Source organism: Fusicatenibacter saccharivorans, from assembly GCF_015557635.1.
GTDB lineage: Bacteria > Bacillota > Clostridia > Lachnospirales > Lachnospiraceae > Fusicatenibacter > Fusicatenibacter saccharivorans.
This window is the reverse complement of the sequence record NZ_JADNOP010000002.1, coordinates 291,131-298,267: the sequence shown is the minus strand read 5'-3', so window position 1 is coordinate 298,267 and position 7,137 is coordinate 291,131. Positions and strand designations below refer to the sequence as shown.

The window sequence follows — 7,137 nt, the reverse complement described above, 5'->3', positions numbered from 1 at the left end:
TTGTCCCTTACCCGACAGCGAAGAAGTCTCTGTAATGGAGATGGAGCGAAGGGGCGAACAATCAATAAGTTTGAGTATGTCTCGTATTGCAGAAATGACAACATCTGCCGTAACCAATCGGGAAAAGGGTGGTCAAATCAAGCGAGACGGAAAGGAAAGAACGCATGGACACAAGTAGTCTAATGAAGCAGATACTATCCAGCGATAATCTCAACAGAGCATATCTGCAAGTCGTACGAAATAAAGGTGCCGAGGGAGTGGACGGAATGAAGTACACAGAACTTAAAGAACATCTTGTAAAGGACGGCGAAATTATCAAGGAACAGTTGAGGACAAGAAAATATAAACCTCAACCAGTACGAAGAGTGGAGATACCAAAGCCAGACGGTGGTGTCAGAAACCTGGGAGTACCAACAGTAACAGACAGATTCATACAACAAGCCATTGCACAGGTCTTAACACCAATCTATGAGGAACAGTTCCATGACCATAGCTACGGATTCAGACCGAATAGATGTGCACAGCAAGCAATCCTAACAGCACTCGAAATGATGAATGATGGTAATGACTGGATTGTAGACATTGACTTGGAAAAGTTCTTTGACACAGTAAATCATGATAAGTTGATGACTATTATTGGTAGAACGATTAAAGATGGAGATGTCATCTCTATTGTTAGGAAATACCTAGTCAGCGGAATTATGATAGATGATGAGTATGAGGACTCTATTGTGGGAACACCGCAAGGAGGAAACCTTTCGCCGCTACTGGCAAACATCATGTTGAACGAACTGGATAAGGAAATGGAAAAGAGAGGGCTTAATTTTGTACGATATGCGGATGACTGTATTATCATGGTTGGAAGTGAAATGTCTGCAAACAGAGTTATGAGAAATATCTCACGATTCATCGAAGAGAAACTAGGGCTCAAAGTCAACATGACTAAGAGCAAAGTAGATAGACCAAGTGGACTTAAATACCTTGGGTTTGGATTCTACTTTGATTCAAGAGCACATCAGTTTAAGGCAAAACCGCATGCAAAATCAGTAGCGAAGTTTAAGAAAAGAATGAAAGGACTCACCTGTCGTAGTTGGGGCGTCAGCAACAGCTATAAGGTAGAGAAGCTCAATCAGCTTATCCGAGGTTGGATAAACTACTTCAAGATAGGTAGTATGAAAATCTTATGTGCGAAATTAGATGCAAATATTCGGTATAGACTTCGTATGTGCATATGGAAACACTGGAAAACTCCGCAGAATCGTGCAAAGAATTTGATGAAGCTTGGAATGGACAGGATTACAGCATACAAAGTTGGTTATTGTTCAAGAGCCTATGCTCATGTATGTAGCTGTGGTGCTGTAAATATAGCAATAACAAACAAGAGATTAGCCTCATTTGGACTAATCTCAATGTTAGATTATTACACTGAAAGGTGTGTTACATGTTAAGTTGATTGAACCGCCGTGTACCGAACGGTACGCACGGTGGTGTGAGAGGTCGAAAATTCCTCATCAAGAGGAATTTTCTCCTACTCGATTACCCATTTTTAGCCTGTCTGCTCGTAAGTAGGTAATCATCCGTATCTGTTTTTTTGTTTTTTATTCTGCTACAATCTCCTTAAAACTCAGGAGGTATTCTATATCACTATGAATAAAGAAGAAAAAGCAAAACTCTGGTCTGACCGTATCCAACAATACCAGACCAGTGGACAAACATGTAAACAATGGTGTACAGAAAACGGTATCCCTTTATCTACGATGGGATACTGGATCCGCAGATTTGCAAAAGAAGAGCCGGCATCCGAATCTGAACAGGATATGGTCTTGTCAGACTTCCATCTGAACAGGAAGCTGCCAGAAAGCTGCTCTCTGAGGAATCTTCATCGGTGCGTATTTTTATTTCAGACAGTATCCGTATTGAAATATCTGATTCCTGCAGACCGGAACTGATGGAATTTATACTGGGATTCCTGCAGCGCCATGCTTGACCTGGCAGGAGGGACAACGGTATATCTCTCCTGTGGTGTCACTGATCTGAGAAAAAGTTACAATGGTCTGGCGGCTATCATCAAATTAAAATTTCACCTCGACCCATACTCACGCTGCATGTTTGCGTTCTGCAACCGTCGGCGTACTTCTATAAAGATCCTTCAATGGGACGGATCCGGATTCTGGATCCTGATGAAACGGCTCGACCGTAATGCTTTTCACTGGCCGGATACTCCAGATGAACTCCGTCAGGTGACTCTGAAAGAGATCCACTGGCTGTGTGACGGGCTCTCTTTAAATCCCAGGGGTGCATTTGAGGAACACCATCCAAAGATCATCCTGTAAGCATAAGACAGCGGAGCTGTCAATCCCGTAAAAATCATGAAAAACATGGCATTCCCAGTGTATTTCCTATATCCGGAAACGCAGTTTTTTATAGGAAAACAGCTGGAACCATGATATACTTTTTATAACGCTAAAGCAGGGAGGACAGGACATGGAACCGATCTTTACAGATAAACAGCTGAATAACATGAGCCGTGAAGATCTGATCTCATTGATGAAGATCGTACAGGAACAGACAAAGAAGAAGGATACAGAGATCCAGCTGCTGAAGGATAAACAGAAAGAACTCGAATTCTTAAATGCCATGCTCTCTGACCGTCTTACCCTTGCGCAGAGAAAACAGTTTGGGGCATCCAGTGAAAAGTATGCCGAAGAATATGAACAGATGAACCTGTTCAATGAGGCAGAAGCCAATGCGGATGCGGAAACAGAGGAACTTTTTGAAGAGATCCGGTCATCCTCTTATAAACGTAAAAAAAGAAAAGGAAAGAAGGAAGAAGATCTTTCCAATTTTGAGACCGTTGAGACCAGGACCTATAAACTGGAAGGGGAAGCCCGTTACTGTCCGGAATGCGGAAAAAAATACAGCGTAGTAACAAAGGAGACCGTAAAACGCCTGCGTTTTATACCTGCAAAGTTTGAGGTTGAAGAAGAGATCACTTATGTATACAGCTGTCCGGAATGCGGATCCATGAAACGTCCGGAAAAAGAACCTTCCCTGATCCGTGGGAGCATTGCTACACCTTCCCTCGTAGCAGGTATCATGAACGCTAAATATGTAAACGGGATGCCTCTGGCACGTCAGGAAAGAGAGTTTGCCAGATATGATCTCGATCTCTCCACAAAAACTATGGCGAACTGGATCATAAACTGTGCAGACAGACACCTGAAACCGCTGTATCAGCTGATGAAAGAGGAACTTCTGGAAAGCAAATATATCCATTGTGACGAAAGCCGGATCCAGGTACTCGGAGAACCGGATCAGAAAGGGACGACCCAGAACTGGATGTGGGTATATCTCACGGATGAATTCAGTGGTTCCCCGCAGATGGTACTCTTCGATTATGAAAGGACCCGTGCGGGATATCATCCTGTAAACTTTTTAGGGGACAGGTTTCATGGGTATCTGACCTGTGATGGATATCAGGCTTATCACAGTTTAGGAGAAGGTATCATAGTAAGCGGGTGCCTTACCCATGCAAGACGACGTTTTGATGCAGCCCTCACAGCATTAAAAAAAGACTTTACAAAAGAACAGCTGAAAGAGACCATTGCATATCAGGCGATGTCAAGGATCGGGATCCTCTATAAGATCGAGGAAATGATCCACAATAAAGCACCGGAAGAAAAATATGAGGAGCGCCAGAAACAGTCCCGTCCAGTTATGGATGCCCTGTTTGAATGGCTGCATACGATGGAAGATTCTGTAGACAGGTCTTCCCTTATTGGTGATGCCATTTTGTATACGCTTAATCAGGAAGCATATCTGAAACGCTATCTGGAAGATGGCCATCTCAGTATAGACAACAACAGTGCAGAACGTGCATTGAAAAACTTTGCAGTGGGACGCCGCAACTGGCTGTTTGCCAAAAGTGTACGGGGAGCTGGTGCCAGTGCCCTTGTTTACAGCATTACAGAAACGGCACTTCTGAACCATCTGAAACCATACGCATATCTGACTTATATATTGGATGAACTCAGAAAAATGGGAGCTTTTCCTAAAGAGGAAGAGTTAAAGAAACTGCTTCCATGGTCAGAAGATCTTCCGGAATACTGCCGTACTAAACTAAAAAAATAATACTAAGCCATCTGATATAGAATTTGGCAGACAGCCAGAAACAGTATCAGATGGCTTTTATAAAATGTCAATATACGGATGATTACCTACTTACAATTATCAGATAAAGTTCGGATATTATTAGAATTTTATAAATTTAATTACTGGTATCTTACGATGCCAGTAAAAAATAACAAAAAACTTTAGTAAGTTAATTTTAAAAAGCAAAGAGATTAAATTAAAACATATTTTCAGTTGATAGAAAATTAGTGGAGAGATATAATGAAGCAAATTAAATATTATGACAGAGTGTACATGTTTCGAGTGCGAAAGGTAAATAAACAGAAAAATACAGGGAGATTCGCACCGGAAAAATGACAGGATGAAGAGAAAAGCGAAGAGAAGCTAGGTGAAAAAGAAAAGCTAGAATGAGAAATTTGGAAAGAATTAATAAAAATAAGAAGTGTTTAGCAGCAAAAATTATTTGAATTTGCAGTCGCCTTCCGTGAAGGCGTGAGTTGAAATAAAATGTAGGAGGATATGGAGTGAAAAAGAAAGTGTCGCCTTCCGTGAAGGCGTGAGTTGAAATGGCCGCCATGCCAACTCCTACTCCAACAGCGACGTCGCCTTCCGTGAAGGCGTGAGTTGAGAATACTAGCATTTAGACCCTATAAATGTGCTGTTATAGAACGCCTATAAAGATGTTCCTCCTGCTCATTTGAATATTCTTGGAATATAAGTCTTCAATAGCATAAATACGGACCAAGGAAGCTGTATGAGAAGAAACAGAAGAGTAGAAAGTAAATGCTAAAAGAAAAGATATTATAATAGGAAGAAACACGAGTAAAAAATATTATAAAAAGAAAAAACAAAAAGTCATGAATTGATTGTTATGCTGGAACATAGGTGTTAAAATCAAATTATATTGTAAGTACGGGGTATATATACAGTAATAAATTTGAGAAGTTTGTGAGCGTTATTTGCGTATACAAAAAGTTTGCATTTCCAAGAAAGAATTGTATAGGTTTGGAGGGATGTCAATGAATACAAGAGCGTATATTCCAATGGATTTTTTGAATGTTCCAGGAACACAGCTTGAGAAACTGCCATGGGAGCATGAACAGATATTGCGGCGGTATCTCAGCATGTCACAGCATATTTGTGAATTGGATGAGTTATATAGTATGATGGTTTTTAACTTGGAAAATATGTTTGAGAAATTCTCTTTACAATTTGACGATCGTATATTCGCTAAGAGAGGAGAAACTGTAGATGTGATTCAGATCAATGCGTTGCTTTGCAATGCCGTCAGCGCAGGGCGGACATTGATAGAATCTATGGAGAAATTTGATGAATTCTATATTTCTAAGGATAAAAGTTTTAAGAAAAACTTCATTTCGAAAGCATATGATCAATATTCGGAGTATAAAATTGTAGACTTTCTGCGAAACTATATGCAGCATGGCCATATACCGATTCATTATGATGAAGAAAAAATTTATTTAGATCTGTCAGAAATTCTGGAGACCACACATCTGAAGATGAATACAAATCTAAAAAGGATGTTACAAAAGGCCAAAAAGGATTTGTTAGAGTATGGAGTAGCAGATACAAGACTTTGCTGTGTCCCGCTTTTTTATAAGTATTTTCTTTTGATTCATAGATTGTATCGGGCATTTTATTCGTATGCTGAGTATACATTGATGCAGATAGGAGAAGAAAAGCGAAAATTATTGCAGGATCATCCAGAATATGTACGGCAAGTGGATGAGATTGCTTTTGCGCCAGTTTATCAGGATGAATTGGGGCAGCTTCATGGAGTAGCGGTAGAGGACGGTTATGAAGAGAAAATTCGGGAAAATATAACGTATGCAGAAGAAAAACTTCAGGAATATATAAAAGGAAATGGACAGATCTGCAGTTTACAGATTGACTATTGCCTGGAATATCGTATTCCGGAAATGATCCTGATTCATGAGGAGGAGCTGTCGGAAAATCTGGTGTCTTATTGCAAAAAGCATGGACATGAGATTCGGCATGTTTCTTTTTATACGTATTATAAAGATGATATGGATAGCTATACACGCTATAAAATGTTTCCGTATATCCAATTTGAGGAGGGTGTCGAATGGAATGTCCCATATGACAGGGTGACGATTCGGGATTTCCTTCGCACATTTCCAGAGGCAGAGGAAAAAGGAATTCTTGTACAAGCCAACAATATGGGCGGGGATGGAATACAGATCGCGCAGGCGGTTTTGCAGGGATGGAAAACATTTTTATATCACAGTTCCCAGATATTGGACACGCTGGGAATAAACTCCCTGGCTGATGCAATCGACTGGGCGTCACGGGTAGTTTTTATTTATCAGAGTATTGGATGGCTGAAGGAGTCATTTGGAAAAAGAATCGAGAAGAAACCGACTATTGAGCAATTGGAAGAATATATCAGGAGAGCAGAACGGTGGGAGCTATCGCAGCTTTCATCTACACTGCATGCAGCGCCGGAATTGTTGAAACTGGTATTGAGCGAAGTGGGATATATCAGCCAAGATGGTGAGTTGTTTGTATATGATGAAGTAATAGCTACGCAAAGAAAAGAGGAAGAACGAAAACGTAAGGCAGAAAAAGAAAATTCGCATGGAACCCAGGTAGACTGCAGGAAAATGAATAAGGTGATAGAAGAGCTTAATGTCACGATTTTGTATTATGCAAGTTTACAGAATGAGAAAAAGGCAGAGGAATGTGGGAAAGAGACGAGGATAGGAAAATGCGTGGAGCAGGTGATCTGCAAGTATAGAGAGTTTCTATGGTGGGACGAAGTGAGAGAAGAGCTGAAGGTGAGAGATCCATTGCCGGAAAAATTTACAGAGGAGATCCAAGGAAAGATTTGCAGGGATGTGAGAGCGTTGGAGGAAGAGCTTTCTGGAAAATGCAGGGAATTAGAAAAGAATGAGAGCTTATGAAAATAGAAGAAATGAACATAAGATTACAAATAAAAAGAATAAAAAAGAAATTCTGTAATTT

General features: G+C 40.5%; 5 protein-coding genes. All 5 read left to right on the top strand.

Features of this window, described 5'->3' with window-relative positions; translation table 11 throughout:
• Nucleotides 1–164: 164 nt before the first annotated feature.
• Nucleotides 165–1,448, top strand: a complete 1,284-nt coding sequence (ltrA, locus tag I2G42_RS03220) for a group II intron reverse transcriptase/maturase (protein WP_055227439.1) — start codon at nt 165–167, stop codon at nt 1,446–1,448.
• Nucleotides 1,449–1,646: 198 nt separating this feature from the next.
• Nucleotides 1,647–1,949, top strand: a complete 303-nt coding sequence (gene tnpA / locus I2G42_RS03215) for an IS66 family insertion sequence element accessory protein TnpA (protein WP_055227437.1) — start codon at nt 1,647–1,649, stop codon at nt 1,947–1,949.
• Nucleotides 1,950–1,979: 30 nt separating this feature from the next.
• Nucleotides 1,980–2,333 carry an IS66 family insertion sequence element accessory protein TnpB gene (tnpB, locus tag I2G42_RS03210; protein ID WP_055227435.1) on the top strand — a complete coding sequence of 118 codons (354 nt, stop codon included), beginning with the start codon at nt 1,980–1,982 and terminating at the stop codon, nt 2,331–2,333.
• A gap of 151 nt (nt 2,334–2,484) precedes the next feature.
• Nucleotides 2,485–4,131, top strand: a complete 1,647-nt coding sequence (gene tnpC, locus I2G42_RS03205; RefSeq protein WP_055227434.1) for an IS66 family transposase — start codon at nt 2,485–2,487, stop codon at nt 4,129–4,131.
• Nucleotides 4,132–5,150: 1,019 nt separating this feature from the next.
• The gene (locus tag I2G42_RS03200) at nt 5,151–7,076 is read left to right on the top strand and encodes a hypothetical protein (RefSeq protein ID WP_055227432.1); all 1,926 of its coding nucleotides are present in this window, start codon (nt 5,151–5,153) and stop codon (nt 7,074–7,076) included.
• The last annotated feature ends 61 nt before the right edge of the window (nt 7,077–7,137 follow it).